The organism is Aquimarina mycalae (assembly GCF_029906345.1).
Classification (GTDB): domain Bacteria; phylum Bacteroidota; class Bacteroidia; order Flavobacteriales; family Flavobacteriaceae; genus Aquimarina.
The window spans coordinates 435,691-449,820 of sequence record NZ_JARYGY010000005.1 but is presented as its reverse complement, the minus strand read 5'-3'; the positions used below and the strand labels follow the sequence as shown (position 1 = coordinate 449,820).

Sequence of the window (14,130 nt, the reverse complement as noted above, 5' to 3'; positions counted from 1 at the left end):
TCACCTATTTTTGTACCCTAAAACAAAATAAGGATGACATTTTCAGCATTAGGAGTTCCTAAAGATCTAAATAAAGGTCTTAAAGAAATGGGGATTACTAACCCTACTAAAATTCAAGAGCAGGCAATACCTATTCTTATTAACAATCAAGTAGACTTTATAGGAAAGGCTCAAACTGGTACTGGTAAAACGGCAGCTTTTGGTATTCCTTTATTATCTAGGATTGACCCTAATAAGCAGGAAGTACAAGCCTTAGTTTTAGCACCTACCAGAGAATTAGGTCAGCAAATAGCCAAACAATTTTTTAAATACACTAAGTATACAGAAAAGATTTTCACAGAATCTGTATATGGAGGTGAAAAAATAGAAAGACAGCTAACCAGATTAAAAAGACCAACACACATTATTGTAGCGACTCCAGGTAGACTTATTGATCTTATAGAGAGAAAAGCAGTTGATATTTCAAAAATTAAAACTGTAGTAATGGATGAAGCTGATGAAATGTTAAGTATGGGCTTCAAAAAGGATCTTACTACCATCCTAAGTAAAACAAAAGGACGTAGAAATGTATGGCTTTTTTCTGCTACAATACCTTCTGCACTTCACGAAATTATTGATTCCTATGTAGATAAAAATGCAATAAGAGTTTCTATTGATAAAAATGATGCCGTAAATAAAGGTATAGATCATCATTTTGTTATTGGAGAAGAAGCAAATAAACTAGATACACTGACATATTTCTTAAAATCTCAAAAAAATCATAGAGGTATCATTTTTACTAAGACTAAAGTAGCTGCAAGAAAATTATCTAAGCAACTTGTTGCTAAGAATTATCACGTTGGATTGTTAGAAGGTGATATGACCCAAAAAGACCGAGATAAGGTGATGCGCGCATTTAAGAAAGGGACTATGGAACTATTGGTATCTACAGATGTAGCGGCAAGAGGGATTGATGTGGCGAATCTATCATTCGTAGTGCATTATCAATTACCTGATCAGATAGAATATTATACACATAGAAGTGGAAGAACCGCCAGAGCAGGAAATACAGGACTTTCGCTAGCATTAATTGTTAAACAAGAATTAAAAGTAATCCGAGATTTGGAAAAGCAACTTGGGATTAGATTTAGTCAAATTCGATAGGTATATTGTATCTTCTAATTAGTATTTTCTTAAACTTTGGGCTTACAAGGTTTTTTTAAGGATTAAAAGTAACATAGGATAATAAGTACTTTTTATAAACTACCTGAAAACAGGGGTTACATTTTACCAAAAAACGAGGTAAATGAATCCATGATTTTATGATACTTTTGATTCAGATAAAGTAGTATATCATAGTTTTTTAGAAGAAAATCTCTCTTTGATGGATAATAAATTAAATTTTATGATCCGTATGGGATAATTTTTTGCTAATTATTAGGTTATTTATTTACTTTACGAAAAACCAACTTCATGCAAATATTAGACTACACATTGTCATCTAAAGTTGATAATGCAATTCATATAGCACAATCTATTGCTAAAGAGTGTTATAATGATCAATATAATGCTGCTCATTTGTTGAAAGCACTCTTGCATAAGGATGTAGGACTAAAAGATTTTTTTGACCAAATTGATGGAGATATTTATTATTATGAGGAATGGTCAGAAGTGAGAATAGAAGCTTTACCAAGAGTTGTTAATATTCCTGACACTATTCAAGGAGATAAATCTATAGAAGCCGTATTTAATGAAGCAGATACTGTAAAGTTAAAGTTGGGTCAAGATGAGATTACACCGCAAGCCATATTAATTTCTTTATGTACGCCAGGTGTAGGTTTTTCATACGAACAATTAAAAACATTACCGCTTAAAGCAGATGAAATTTTAATAGCTGTTAATCAAGGAAAAACAGGAGGAGGCAAGACTACTACTAAAGGAAAAACTACCCAAGGTAATGCGCAAAAAAGCGATTCTGGAATACTCGAAGAATATTGTTTTGATAAAACATTTGCTGCTAAAAATGGGCAATTAGATGATGTTTTTGGTAGAGATGCCGAAGTAAAGATGATCACAGAGATTTTAGGTAGGCATTCTAAACCGAATGTTTTAATTACTGGAGAACCTGGTGTTGGAAAAACAGTCTTATTAGATGGTTTTTCTGAAGCAGTTGTTCATGGTAATGTACCTGAAGGGTTAAAAGATGCTCAAATTTATGAATTAGATTTTATAAACTTAGTTTCTGGAGCGAGTTATAAAAGTGAGGTAGAAGATCGATTTAAAAAGATAATAGCGGCATTAAAAGAATTTGATAAACCTATTTTATTGATTGATGAGATCAATAATCTCACAGATAAAAATAGTGGCAATCAAGGTTTAGTAAATATTTTAAAATCTGAGCTAGCAAAAGGAGAAGTTACTTTTATTGCAACGGCCACAAACGATGCGTTTAGAAAACATATAGAAACAGACGAAGGGCTTACAAGAAGATTTGAGATTGTTGCACTAGACGAACCTTCAGAAGAAGATGCATTGACCATGATTTCTAATACTATTGATAAGTATAAAAATCATCATAGTTTAGATATTATAGATGAAACAATTGCAGAAGCTATAAGACTTTCTAAACGTTTTAATAAAGATAGAAGTCTTCCTGACGCGGCCATAGATCTTATAGATCGTACAATGTCTGCTTCTAGATATATGATAGAAACGACCGCTAATAATGTAGAGGTGTTATTAAAGGATATAAAAGAAATTGGAGAGAAGAAATCGGAAGAAGCTGAAAAAATCAATTCAGTAAGCTGGATATATAACAACCTTAAAAGTAAGTTTAGTTATTTGTTGTTTACAGAACTTGGTGAAGATGAAATGACTTCAGGAGCAGAAACTTTTAAAGAATATAAGACGAAAATTGTTACGATTTTAGACCGTTTTTTCCAAAAAGCATCTGAAGAGAAAACGATTATTGATAAAAATGATGTTTCTGCAACGATTGCTAATAAAACAGGAATACCAGTTGGAAAATTACAGGCAGATGAAAAGGAGCGATTATTAAATATGGAAGATCATCTTAAAAAAAGGGTGATAGGACAAGATCATGCGATTAAAACCATTTCTGAAGCTGTATTGGAATCAAGATCTGGTTTAAGTAAACCAGGTTTACCTACAGGTTCTTTCTTTTTTACAGGACCTACAGGTACAGGAAAAACGGAGTTGGCAAAATCTTTGGCAGAGTTCTTATTTCAAACAGAAGATGCTATTATTCGATTTGATATGTCCGAGTTTAAAGAAGAACATTCTGCAGCTTTGTTATATGGAGCACCTCCTGGATATGTTGGTTATGAAGAAGGAGGATTGTTAGTAAATAAAATAAGACAAAAACCTTATTCTATTGTATTGTTTGATGAAATTGAAAAAGCGCATCCGTCTGTGTTTGATATATTTTTGCAGATTTTGGATGAAGGAAAATTGAATGATAGGTTAGGTAAAACTGGAGATTTTTCTAATGCGGTTATATTGTTTACATCTAATATTGGTAGTGAACATGTGGTAAAGTCATTTACTGATGGAGAAATTCCCAAATCTTCAGATTTATTAGAGTTGATGGGAAGGCATTTTAGACCTGAATTTTTAGGAAGACTAACAGAAATAGTTCCTTTTGCTCCAATTACAAAAGAGAATGTTGTAAAGATTTTCAATATTCAATTAAAAGATTTACATAAAGCTTTAAATAAACAAGAAGTAACACTCGAATTGACCGAAGCAGCACAAGAATATCTGGCATATAAGGGATTTACCCCCAAATATGGAGCAAGACCTTTGCGAGGAGTTATTAGAACTGATCTTAGAGGCCCTTTGTCTAAAATGTTGATTACAGGAAAGATAGGTAAAGGTAGTAAGGTTAGTTTGGATATAAAAGATGAAAAAATGGAATGGTCCTATGAATAAAGACCAATATCCTGCAATAAAATTAGTATATTTATAATTCACAATCATTATTAAGAGAAAGTATGAGCAATAACACATATGGATTAGGAGGAACAGAGGTGAAAACCGATGCCAGTGAAGCTATATTGGAGATCGGGCAAAACAAAACGCTTCTTGTTCAAAAATTAACTCAGGATCAGCCAATTAAGCCGCAAATTGTTGGTGGGTTGACCTCTGTAGAACACGTGTTTGAAAATTATAAACCTGAAGTAGAGGTAGAATTTGAGGATGCAGATGGTGTAGAGAGTAAAGAAATGCTAAAATTTAATCACTTAGGTGATTTTGGTAAAAAAGGAATTATTAACCAGAGTAAATTCTTGAATGACTTGGATACAGAAAAAGATCAGTATCTAAAAGTTGTAAAACAACTTAAGTCAAACAAGATTTTAAAGACTGCATTGGCAGATCCAGATGCAAAAGAAGCATTAATAAGATCTATCCAATCGTTATTAGCAGAATTACAACAAGGTTAAAAAGATTAAATTACATGGCAGCAGGAAAACAAGCTCAAGAGAGTGTTAAAATAGAAAACCCAGCGAAAGAGCTGAAAATTAACGAGGAAAAACTAGCCAAATATGGTGGTTTTGACTTATTAGAAGCGTGTATAGATGATGTTCAGAATATGAACCCAGATCGTAAAGCACGTAAAAAGATTTTTCTTACCGAATCAACAAAGAAATTAGAAAGAGCCAAGCTTCAGAAAACTTTAGAAATTTGGAGTGAGGTTTTATCCTCATCTGATGATCTTTCTGAAATGGTAGATGAATCTGAAAAAAGATCGGAAATTGCTGGGAAATCATTAGAGAAAAATCTAGGAGCGGCTTTAGAACAAACCAGAGAATTAGAACAATCTTATAGATCTGTAGCGCTGTTTTTTAAGAATACAGAATCACAGAAAATTAAGAATATCAATATCATGAACGCTGAGCTTGAACAGCTTAAGGATCTTGATAATACAAGGTTTATCGATGCTGTACAGGAAGAATTAGTGCAGGGATACGATCGTTTAGATTTAAGAGATAATTATGGACTACTTGTTATTCCTGGATATTTGGGATCAAACAAAGTGGTAGAGAAATGGGCAAAGATTGCTCATGAGAATAAGGTGATGATGGTTACTGATTTTGAGCACTTAGATGAACCAGATGATGTAATGGAAATGTTTGAAGCAGCAAATCTTACAGGAGGTGATAAATACAGATCTAATGTGATTATGTCTTGTAACTGGCTTGTAGGAAGAGGGAAACACGATGAAGTAGGAGAAGAGGATGATCTTTTTGTTCCTCCATCAAGTGCATTAGCAGGTAAAATCTATAAGACATTAATGTCTCAGGTAACCGCAGGTAAGAAGTTTGGTGGAATGAATGAGGTTGATGGTGTTCGTTTTGATCTTAAGAAAAGTGAAATTGCTCAGTTAGAAAAATTAGGATTGGTTCCTATGGTAAATGAATATGGTAAAGTAATGGCATTTTCTGCTAAAACTTTATTTAATGGTGATAATCTGGGATTACAGACATATTCTGTAGTTCGTGTATTTGATTATGTGACTAAGGTATTAATGGATTTCTTAAATAGAAGAGCTTTCGAAAACTTTAATGCAAGAACCCGTAAAGAATTAATGGGGCAAATTGTTAAGTTTTTAGATGGTATAACTGGTCCAGATCAATTAATTGAAGACTTTTCAATCAAACGTTTTGAGCAAGATCCACAGCAAAAGGATAGAGTATTTTTAGATATACATATGAAGCCTTATTTTCCTGCTAAAAACTTTATGATTAAGATGGATGGTCAGAAAGGTGATGATGGAACTGATTGGGATTCTGATTATGAACAACAATAGTTTATAAAGAATAGAAATAAAATAATAATATAAATGAGTGTCAATTTTTTGGCACTCATTTTTTTTAGCTAACCTTAGATTTTACCTTAGAAATAGCAGTTAATAGTTTATCAAAATTTACAGGTTTTGAAAAGTATTTATCAAAACCAATTTTAATGAATTTTTGGGCATCACCAGGCATTGCATAGGCGGTTACTGCATATATAGGAATATGTTTTAGCGGATCCAGCTTCTTAAATCTTTTTAATAACTCACATCCGTCCATTTGATTTAATCCTAGGTTGATATCTACTAAAATTAAATCTAAAGATGATTTTTTTACTATTTCTAAAGCTGTGGGACCATTTTCCGCAATTATGACATTGGATACATTTTTTGATAGCATTTTATCCATTACCATTGCATTTATCTTATTGTCTTCTACGTAAAGTATATTCATATATTCTTTGGGATTGTAATTATAAATTCTGTTCCTTTATTTACCTTACTTGCAACTTTTATTTTGCCTCCAAGTACTTCAATATATCTCTTTGATAAACTCAAACCTATTCCAGTACCTTCATATTTTCTACTTAGCCCTATACTTTCTTGTATAAAAGGGTCGAATATTTTCTTCAGACTATCTTTTTCAATACCAATTCCTGTATCTTTTATCGAAATACGAATGTTTAGTTTTTTAGATTTAATCTTAACGACTATTTTACCTTCATCAGTATATTTAATAGAATTATGAATAATATTGTTTATGGCAGTAAGGAATATTTCTTCATCAATTAAAGTAGAAGGACAGCTTTCATCAAGTTTTAGAGTGTATGTGAGGTTTTTGGCTTTAGCCAAATGGCGATAATTTCTATAGGAAGTCTCTACTGTATAATTGATATCTGTTTCTGAATAATTGAGATTTTTTTGAATGGTTTCGATTTCACTATAATGTGATAAATTATTAATAGTGGCAAGTAACCTTTCTTTACTTTCATCTAAATAAACCGATAACTTTTCACGTTCTTCAGGATTTTCTTCTCCGGAGAGTAATAAATTACTGATAGTGATAATTCCGTTTAACGGAGTTCTTATTTCGTGGCTAAAATTAGATAATATGTTTGATTTAAGATTACTTAGCTCTTGCTCCTTTAGATGTGCTTCTTTAATAGCTATTTCTGCAGTTTTCTGCTCTGTGATGTCATGAAAACTAACTAGAACCGAGTTAATGTTATGCTCTTCATTTTTAATAGGAGTATATTTTGATTCTAACCATTGTATAGCGCCTTTATATGTAATTCGTTCTATTTCTTTTTTTACGGTATTTCCTTTTAAAGCTTCGTTAAATTCGTGGGCGAATGTACTTCTGAAATTGACAGGCATAACATCTATAAAAAGAGTAGGTGCATCTGTAGGATTGATGTTAAAATCTCTTTTTATAACTTTCAGTGAATTCTCATCCGCCATTAAGATTTCTCCATTTGTATTTAATAAAACCGTATATGCAAAGCTATTATTGATCATAGCCAATAATCTACTATGATTTTCTGCTATGGTGTGTTCGTTTAATTTTCTTTGGTGTACATCAATGAGATTACCAATCATTCTGGTAGTCCAGTTATTTTTGTCTTTTTTGCGATATCCGTGAATTTCATAATACCTGTAATCTCCTTCTTTGTTTTTTATTCTATAGTGATTGAAGTAGTGATTACCTTCTTTTTTAAGACCTTTGATATGTCGTTTAAGAGCTGGCTCGATGTCATCTGGATGAATTAATTCTTTTAATAAATTGACATCGATAAAGTCTTTTTCTAAAGGAAGTCCGAGCATTTTCTTAAAATCCTTGCTATAATACGTAGCATCAATATCAAAATGATGATCAAATAATCCAGAGCGGATTCCTTTAAGAGCCAGATGTTTGGTTTCTTCGTTATACTTTAATTTTTCAAGATAATTATGACGTTCTGTAATATCTGCAAAACTTCCATTAATAAAAACTACTTTGTTATTATGAATAATAGGTTCTCCCAAGACTCTAATCCACTTTTCCGTGCCTTTTTCTGTAATTATTTTTTCGGTATAATCAGTAGGTTTTTTATTAATTAGATCTTCAAGGTATTTCCATATTTTGGCTCTAGATTCCGGTCGATAATAGCTTATCGCCTTTTCCATCGTTATTGGAGTTCCTGGCTCTAAGTCGTGAAGGTTATAGCATTCTTTAGAAAAAAACATTTCTTCACTGATAGGATTATAATACCAAGCTCCAGTTTTAGTCAATTTTGATAATGAAATAAGGGAATAATGTTCTTTATTTTCTTCTGTTATGTCAATTCCAGATGCATAAATGAGATCATTATATAAGATAAAATCAAACTTTAAGGTAAGTATTCCAGAATTAGACGCTGGCGAAAACCGAAATGTATAATTTTGAGGAGACTTAAGTGTACAACATTTAGATATGATTTCTTCGAATTCATTTTCTTCCTGATCAATTATGAAATCAATAATGGATTTTCCAACAATTTGATCGTTAGGTAATTGAAATAAAGTCTCACTTCGTTTATTGGCATAATGCACTTTTCCTTCTTTATCTATAATTATAAGATAAAGCATGGTTTTTTCTGTTAGAGTGACAAATTCTTGCCCTGTAAATGCCATATAAATTGGGTGATTAGCTTTTTAAAGTTACAAAAATGATTTAGATAACGAAATGTTGGTTTTATAATTTGTGAATATGCTATCGCTTTTAACTTAAATTTATTACCATCATTCTAAAAGAAAGTAGCGCTACCCTTTTCTTTTTCTTAATCTAAAAATCAAAATAATTATACCTAATACAATAAGAATATATAGACCATAGGATTGTAAAAAAGAAGTGCTTTTGGTCGTGAGTAGGAGAGGTGTTTCTTTATTGTATAGCACTGTAATATGGTCACCTTCTTTGTCTAAAGCTCCTATAAACGGAATATGCATAAGTTTCACAACGCTAGATAGACTATCACCTTCTTGCGTTTTGTAAGCAACAGTTGCTGTAGCTGCAGATCTACGTCCACGAACTGTAAAATTGATTTCTTTTATTACAGCTTCGGTTTCTATATATGACACTGTTGTGTCCTGAGAAATACAAGTATTAGAAAAGCAAAAGTAGAAAATGAATAGGTAAAAGGTTTTAAGATGTTTCATTGTCGGTTAATTAGAAATCTAATATAGTGATCTTGTTTTTAATCCGATGTTAAAAATTTAATAGCATGTAGTTTTACATATTTGGTTTTAGTAAGCAATTTTTTAAATCAACTATTTTAATCAAAACTTTAGTTCTGTCAGATACTTTTATTTTGTATTCAAAACCAAAAAAATCTACTCGTAGATTTGAATATAAATGTTTGGATTATTGTCAAGTAATCCAATTTAATCCTGTAATGTTTAAGTTCTGGTATTAGCTAAATAATACCTATGTCTTATAATATAATCCTGTCTTTATATCTTCATACTTTTCTTGAAGCTATAAAAGGATAATTATTCAATGAACCTTTTACAAGGTTACGCACTTTTCCATAAATATCATACTCTACTTGCCAGGTTTTTTCGCCTTGACTATTATACATTTTTCTACAGGTGTACCCAGATAGTCAGTAGTTATAGGATAGCAGTCTTTTCCTATGGTTTTGGCAACACATTATAAAACTTTCGATGCTTTGATTTGAAATAGGAAACAGTTACGGAAATGTAACTGTTTCTTAATCTTTGTTACTATTCATAACCCTACGAAATTGCAAATTTCGTAAAATCAGTAGGTAAATTTATAAGCATGTTGTTTTAACAAAAAGCAACATCTCCATCTCCCAATTCCGTGATTTCATAATTATCACCTGTAATTTTTAAACCACACCCATGTTCAATATCAAAGCTAACTCTAAATTGTAGTCCGAACAGTTCTTTTTCATCTTGTTCATAAAGTACAAAGACATTCATTAATTGTATATCATTTTTTTGAACCTCTTTATTATATTCATTTTTGCCCCTATTTATAACTGCAAGAATAGCTATCTCATACCATTTTGAAGAATCGTTTATGAATTTAGCTATTTTGGATTTATACTTTTCGGTTAACTCCTCTTCTGATGCATCTAAATCATCGGATAGAGTAATACAAATTTGATTACTAGATTCATTAATTGAAGTATACAATTCTAAATTTTCATCAAAAAGTACATCACTACTGTTCATAATAAATAATATTAATTAAGGACATTTTGCATTTAATTTTTTCGCTTCCGCTTTTGCTTCTGGACTTTCATATACTGTTCCAGTATGATCTTCAAAACCTTTAACGGAACCTTTATGTGGTTTACTTGCGTTATGATCTGCCGAGCTTACTAACTGCATTTTAGCAGTATTAGTTTCAGGGTCATAGTCCACGTGATGCCAAACAACATCACCATGAATTTCTTTATGTGCATTACCTGTTGGTTTGCCTCGTTTTCCATTAAGACCTACATTCGCATTTGCAGCTTTGAAATCTTGACTTCTAGATCCTTGCATTTGAATTGTTGTTTCAGCTATAACATTATTTTTAGGGAATACCACTTCCTCTAAAAGTCCATATGGGTCAACAAAAGTATTACTATTACGTACATATGAATACAGGTTAGGCATCTTTCCAGCCAACCCTATCGGATCTTGCGATATATATACACCTTCATCAGGTGTATAATACCTAAACCGATTATAATACAATCCCGTCTCTATATCTTCATATTGTCCTTGATATCTAAAAGGACAATCATTCAATGAACCTTTTACAAGTTTACGTACTTTTCCGTAAATATCATATTCTACTGCCCAGGTTTTTTCGCCTTGGCTGTTATACATTTCTACAGGTGTACCCAGATAGTCAGTAATGATAGAGTAGGAGTTGTCTTCTGTAATTTTAGCAGCAGGCTTAAAGGTACCCTCGTCAAATATCCAAGTAATTAAATTCTCAACGGGCTCTGGTTTACTTTCTTTAAGCATTCCATATTCATCTACAACCAATTCTGGCCGTTGATTTAGATTGTATTTCCATTCATGGAGTGGGACATTGCCGTCCCAAACCCATCGAGTGATTTGTTTATTAGTTTTTGATAGGCTGGGGCTGACATTGGTGATTTTTGCAGTTCGTCTACCTAGTGCATCATATTCAAACTCTGTTGTATTGTTTTTTGGATCAGTCACTGAACGTAGCATTCCGTTGCTATACCATTCATAGTCCCAATTACCTTTATGAGTGATTTTGGTAATCAGGTTCCCTTCAGCATCATATTTAAATTTATTACCATCAGCTTCTTGAAGTTGTCCTCCAGTTCCGTATTTTCGATCTCCTTTACCTTCGGTTCTATATAAGTTTCCAACCTCATCTGGTAGTTTGTAATCGAATTGTTTGTTCTCATATCGTGCTCCTGCCAAATTATTAAACTCATCATAGCTATATGCAACTGTTCCTTTGGTTAATTCATCAACCATTTTGGTGAGTCGATCATTTACATTCCAAGTGTATGTACGATGACGCATTTCTCGATTTCCAGAAGTAACTTTATGCTGTATAGGTCTTCCTGCATGATCATATTCGATATGATTGACAATACCACCAGGAAGTATTCTCTCTACTTCCATACCTAGGCTATTGTGCACAAATTGTGCATTCCAAACCTTTGATTTTACGTTGTCTGATGTCTCTTCCTCAGAAGGAGAGAAGCAATTGGCAGAGACTTCTTGTATCAATCCAAGTTTATTTCTGGACAAAGCAATATTGGCACCTAAACTACTGGTAATATTGCTGCGATTACTTAAAGAATCATATTCACTTTCTACAAGATGACCATCTTGATGTTCTGCTATGATTCTGCCAGCTTTATCTCTGATAAATTGTACGTGACTATTCTCATTAACGGCTTCAATCAGGTTTCCACTAAGATCATAGCTATAGGTTTCCCAACTGCCATCACTATGTTCTGCTCGAGTAATTCTTCCATTAAAATCATACTCGTATTCAGTATATTTATCATCAGGTCTGTTTATCTTGAGTACTTTTCCAGCACGGTCACGATCATATTTTTTAGTCAATCCATCAAAACCAATTTCCCTGATAATTTCTCCTTTTTCATTTCTGGAGAAACGATAATATTCATTATGTTCGTTGGTAATAGAGTTTAGTTGTTCTTCTGTATCATATTTAAAATACACTTTTCTACTATTTTCTTCCCTCATTTTAAGGCTTCCCATTGGGGTATAATCAAAATTAACTTCTCGTTTTTTCTGATCTACAGTTTGGATTACCTCATCATAGGCGTTGTATTTTAATTTAATGATATTAGCATCTGCTTGTCTTACTTGATAGATACGATCTAATTCATCATAGAAAAATTGCTGTTGATACTCTTCAGAATTTTTAGTATGTAAACATCTACTCCAAGCATCATATTCCCAGTGAGATTCTGCACCATTTGGTAATGTGAGTTTATGTAGGTTATGATCTTCATCATAATCTAGCTTAGTTCTGTTTCCTGCATTATCTCTAACTTCCTTGATTAATCCCTGATCGTTATATTCAAAAGAGGTAACACCACCATCTAAACCTATAACAGCATGCAGACGATCGTTTTCAAAAGTCTTTACTACTGAACCTCCTGCAGGGTCTTTAGAAAGAACAAGTCTGTCTTTTTCATCATATACAAATCCAATGACAGCACCATCTGGTTGATGTAAGCCTGTTAAATTTCCACGTTCGTCATAACTATATCCCGTGATGTTTCCTTCTTCATCAATATCACGATAGGGTTCCATATATGGAGTATATTCATGGAAAATATGATCGCCCATCGGATCGGTAACTTGTGTACAAAGATTTAGATTATTAAAGTAATAAATACTTTCTTGGTCAAGAGAGTTGGTTACGACATTATACCCTTTATTGTATTCTATGGTTCCAGAAAGAATTCCTTGATCTCCCCATGTTTCGATACATTTAGCTCCTGTATTTTCTCCATCATATTTCCAATAAAAAGCTTGTCCATTACGATCAGTTTTTTTGATCATAAGATGGTTTTCGTATTCCATTACAGTTGCTTGATCTAAAGCATCAATAATTTTTATAAGATCTCCATCTTCATTATAGGTATACTGTATCAATGTTCGAGTCTCTCCCTTATGTGTTGCTGTAATCTTAGTAATTCTATTTTCTTCGTCCAGATCTAAATCAATTTTTCTACCTGCTGTATCAATAATTTGTTCTAATTGATATACCGCATTATAAACGAATTGGATTTTAAAACCTTCTGGATTTCTTAAGTTGGTTGGTTTGTATAGTGTGTCGGTATATTTAGTAAAAGTATATGTTTGCTGAGATTGATGGTCGATAACTTCATACGTAGTACCGTCAACATATGTTAGTGTTAACTTTTCAGGTCTATTATAAAAAGATTCGTTTTCTGTAAGTAGCATAGGGAAGGAGGTAATTCTTCCATCTGGTAGACGCATAACTATTGCATCTTCATCATAATCGATATGCAGGGCGAGATCATAATTACAATGCATTCCGTGGCCCATCATTCCTTCATATCCAGAATCAGAATACCAATTACGTTCCCAACGAATTGGTATAGGTCCGCCAATGCTAAAATCTTCTCCTTCATAGACCATACGACCTGTAATCAAGTCTACTGGTTCGAATCCCATTTTACACAATTTCTTACCTAATCCTTGAGTTGCTGGAAATTTTTGTAATACGCTTTTATTCAATTTTGCTAGGCCTCTTCCTGCACCTTTCATTAATGCCCCAAAACCGTAGGACATTACTAGAGCCATTAACATCCCCATTAAATCTGGAGCATATGGCCCACCTACATTTACTGGTTTCCCCATAGGTATTGGTACACTCATAGAGGAAGGCAAATATAAACTAGGTATTGGCTTCATTTTTTTTCCTGGTGTTAATGATAGTGGCATCCCTATATCATTACAGGTCATTGTCATATATCCAGCAGGAGTGAAGTACGCATCTTCTGCGCTAACTTTTGTGCTTCCAAAAAAGTTCATGGAGTCATGACCTATCATTGGAGCCATTGCAAAAGGTCCACCCATTGGGATATGGATCATCGTACCAATCATTCCAGCAGTACCGCTATTTCCTTTAGGAACACAATTTACATTTACTGTAGAACCTATTATAGGAACATAGTCCATAGGATCTATTACCATTCCGATATACGGATGAGGTATAGGTACTGGGACTCCAGGAGGAATGATTACGATATGTATATCAATTCCAATAACAGGGGTAAAATGTTTACTTGCTAATAACATAT

General features: G+C 32.8%; 9 protein-coding genes. 4 read left to right on the top strand and 5 right to left on the bottom strand.

From position 1 onward, the window contains the following. Positions 1–33: 33 nt before the first annotated feature. From QBK95_RS14400 to QBK95_RS14385, 4 genes are all read left to right on the top strand, one after another. Positions 34–1,143: a DEAD/DEAH box helicase gene (locus QBK95_RS14400; protein ID WP_280934966.1), complete on the top strand. Its 1,110-nt coding sequence runs from the start codon at positions 34–36 to the stop codon at positions 1,141–1,143. A 309-nt stretch (positions 1,144–1,452) separates the two neighbouring features. After that, complete coding sequence (locus tag QBK95_RS14395) at positions 1,453–3,930, top strand: ATP-dependent Clp protease ATP-binding subunit (protein ID WP_280934961.1); 2,478 nt, start codon at positions 1,453–1,455, stop codon at positions 3,928–3,930. A 62-nt stretch (positions 3,931–3,992) separates the two neighbouring features. Then, positions 3,993–4,442 carry a hypothetical protein gene (locus tag QBK95_RS14390; protein WP_280934959.1) on the top strand — a complete coding sequence of 150 codons (450 nt, stop codon included), beginning with the start codon at positions 3,993–3,995 and terminating at the stop codon, positions 4,440–4,442. Between the two features lie 14 nt (positions 4,443–4,456). Then, positions 4,457–5,809 carry a DUF5458 family protein gene (locus QBK95_RS14385; protein ID WP_280934956.1) on the top strand — a complete coding sequence of 451 codons (1,353 nt, stop codon included), beginning with the start codon at positions 4,457–4,459 and terminating at the stop codon, positions 5,807–5,809. A 64-nt stretch (positions 5,810–5,873) separates the two neighbouring features. Here QBK95_RS14385 and QBK95_RS14380 read toward each other — a convergent pair whose 3' ends face one another. The 5 genes from QBK95_RS14380 to QBK95_RS14360 form a co-directional block, all read right to left on the bottom strand. After that, positions 5,874–6,248 (bottom strand): response regulator, encoded by a 375-nt coding sequence (locus QBK95_RS14380; RefSeq protein ID WP_280934953.1) that lies wholly within the window; start codon positions 6,246–6,248, stop codon positions 5,874–5,876. Continuing rightward, positions 6,245–8,446, bottom strand: a complete 2,202-nt coding sequence (locus QBK95_RS14375) for a PAS domain-containing sensor histidine kinase (RefSeq protein ID WP_280934950.1) — start codon at positions 8,444–8,446, stop codon at positions 6,245–6,247. Before QBK95_RS14375 ends, QBK95_RS14380 begins: the two co-directional genes overlap by 4 nt. A gap of 129 nt (positions 8,447–8,575) precedes the next feature. Further along, positions 8,576–8,971 (bottom strand): hypothetical protein, encoded by a 396-nt coding sequence (locus QBK95_RS14370; protein WP_280934948.1) that lies wholly within the window; start codon positions 8,969–8,971, stop codon positions 8,576–8,578. Positions 8,972–9,604: 633 nt separating this feature from the next. Next, complete coding sequence (locus QBK95_RS14365; protein ID WP_280934946.1) at positions 9,605–10,015, bottom strand: hypothetical protein; 411 nt, start codon at positions 10,013–10,015, stop codon at positions 9,605–9,607. 15 nt (positions 10,016–10,030) lie between these two features. After that, positions 10,031–14,128, bottom strand: coding sequence for an RHS repeat-associated core domain-containing protein (locus QBK95_RS14360; RefSeq protein ID WP_280934944.1), 4,098 nt, complete (start codon positions 14,126–14,128; stop codon positions 10,031–10,033). Positions 14,129–14,130 lie beyond the last annotated feature (2 nt).